Annotated in this window: 1 protein-coding gene; it reads left to right on the top strand. The window is 57.9% G+C overall.

Going from position 1 to position 1,307, the window contains the following annotated elements; all coding sequences use genetic code 11:
• On the top strand, positions 1–1,180 hold a 1,180-nt coding region (locus ABJK56_RS03915), incomplete at its 5' end, for a WD40 repeat domain-containing protein (protein ID WP_347243360.1).
• Positions 1,181–1,307 lie beyond the last annotated feature (127 nt).

Below are 1,307 nucleotides of genomic sequence, written 5' to 3'. Positions count from 1 at the left end.
CCGACCGCGCCTTCCCGCCTGGGCCTGGCTGTTGGGCGGCGTGTTGCTGCTGCTGTTGGTGAGGGCGCTGGCTGGGATTGGCCTGTGGCAAGGACAACAGACCCAGGCGCGTGCCACTGCCACGGCCATTGCCCAGGTGCAGGCTACTGCCACCGCCCAAGCCAGACAAGAGCAGGCACGTGCCACCGCCACGGCCATTGCCCAGGCGCAGGCCACCGCCACGGCTCAGGCGCGTGCCACCGCTACGGCCCAGGCCTGGTTGATGTTTCCTACAATTTCCGCTCAAAATGCATCTGGTGTGGAACTGATCACCTCTATCCAAGCTCACTACAATCGCGCGACATGTGTCAAGTTCTCACCTGAGGGGAGGCTATTGGCTTCGGCATCGGATGATACGACTGTCAAGATATGGGATATAGCAAGCGGTCAACAAATATTAGATTTGCAAGGCCATACGAGCTATGTATACGGATTGGACTTTTCCCCTGATGGCTCTCTCTTGGCCTCGGTTTCAGACGACGGAACGCTGATAATTTTGAACGTGAGTAATGCAACGATCCGAATTATGGAAGGAGATGCAGGGGTGGCATTCTCTCCTGACGGGCAGATGCTGGCTTCTGGGTTGGGGGATGGCTCCGTCAAATTGTGGCGCACGGATAACGGAGCGCTGTTGCGCACGATGAGAGGGCACACAGACTTTATAACAGATATCGTCTTTTCTCCAGATGGTCAAACCCTGGCCTCGGGGTCGGCTGACGGCACGGTGCGGCTGTGGGACGCGGCCAGCGGGCAGGCGCTGCGCACCCTGCAAGGGCATACGGCCCCGGTGTGGAGCGTGGCCTTCTCGCCCGATGGCGCGACCCTGGCTTCGGGGTCGGGGGATGGCACCGTGCGGCTATGGCGCACCAGGGATGGCGCTTTGTTGAGAACTCTGAATACTCACACTGATGGGGTAGGAAATGTTGTTTTCAATCCACAAGGGGATATTCTAGTTGCCACAGCGGGGAACTGGGGCCGGCCAACCCTATGGCTTTGGAGAGCCTCTGATGGGGAACTGCTACACAAAGTTGATGTAGAAGGAGCAGAAGCATTTCGGGATCTGGCCTTTGACCCGCTTGGCCGTTTTTTTGCTACAGCCTCCCATGACGGGGTTATTCGCCTTTGGGGGATAAATCCTTGAGGAGGATGAATGGTTTTCCAACACGAACTCATCCAGACCATTGATTCGCAAATTCCATCTCCGGTCGCAACGGTGGCTTGCTCACCTTGCTGGCACGAGCGTTACTCAACCCCGCACGAAGCCCGAG

It is taken from the genome of Thermogutta sp. (assembly GCF_039793925.1).
In the GTDB taxonomy this organism is placed as follows: domain Bacteria; phylum Planctomycetota; class Planctomycetia; order Pirellulales; family Thermoguttaceae; genus Thermogutta.
This window is presented reverse-complemented; position numbering and strand designations above follow the sequence as displayed.